Here is a 1,028-nt window from a genome sequence, read left to right on the forward strand (position 1 = left end):
TGTAGTGGTCAAGAAAAATTGGCCACGCTCTTGTGCGCTAACCAGAATAATCGCTCTGATTCATTAGGTGTCAGCCCTCCATTGTAGGAGTGCGGTCTGACTTGGCTGTAGTAGCCCACCAGATAATCAGTGATTGCCTGTTCAGCATCCTTAACGCTGTGGTAACCATTTGTAGGTATCCACTCGGTTTTTAAGCTTCTAAATAATCGTTCCATCGGCGCGTTATCCCAGCAGTTACCGCGTCGGCTCATGCTCTGTTCGATCCGGTAGCGCCAGAGCTGCTGTCGGAATCGACGGCTGGTGTAATGGCTGCCCTGATCAGAATGAAACAGCAATCCCTTGGGCCGCCCTCGTGCCTCAAAAGCCATCATTAATGCCTTACATGTCAACTCGCTATCTGGGGATAACGACATCGCCCATCCCACCGGTTTGCGGGCAAACAGGTCTAACACCACAGCCAGATACGCCCATCGTGCTCCGGTCCAGACGTAGGTCACGTCACCACACCAGACTTGGTTGGGGGCCGTCACCGCGAACTGTCTGTCCAACCGGTTAGGGATGGCAACGTGCTCCTGATTTGCTTTTTTGTAGGCATGCCTAGGGGGTTGGCAACTGACCAACTCAAGCGCTTTCATCAATCTGCCAGCCCGATAGCGGCTCAAGGGCGAGCCCCGGCTTGTGACTATGTCGGCTATCGTCCTGGCGCCTGCCGAGCCATGGCTGTCGTTATGGGCCATACGGATTTCGGCATGCAGAGCGAGCTTCTCCGGTGAAATGCCTTGAGGGCGAGCAGCCCAGTATTTGTAACTACTGCGATGGATCCCAAATACATCACAGATGCGTTTGACGCTATAGCTCTTCTTGAGTTGCTCGACTAGCGAGAATTGTTCAGGGAGTCCGACATCAAGAGAGCAGTAGCCTTTTTTAGGATTTCTTTCTCCTCTTCGATCCGTTTGATTTTTCTCTCTAACTCACGGATTTTTTGCTGCTCAGGTGTCAGTGGCGAGGCCTTGGGGCTGATGCCTTGG

At 52.8% G+C, this 1,028-nt stretch carries 1 pseudogene; it reads right to left on the reverse strand.

Annotation, left to right across the window (positions count from 1 at the left end):
- Window positions 1–8: 8 nt before the first annotated feature.
- Window positions 9–1,028: pseudogene (locus tag ACZYTD_RS17150) on the reverse strand (IS3 family transposase); the annotation flags it as partial.

The sequence above is a fragment of the Pseudaeromonas sp. HNCC25DJ180 genome (assembly GCF_055413345.1).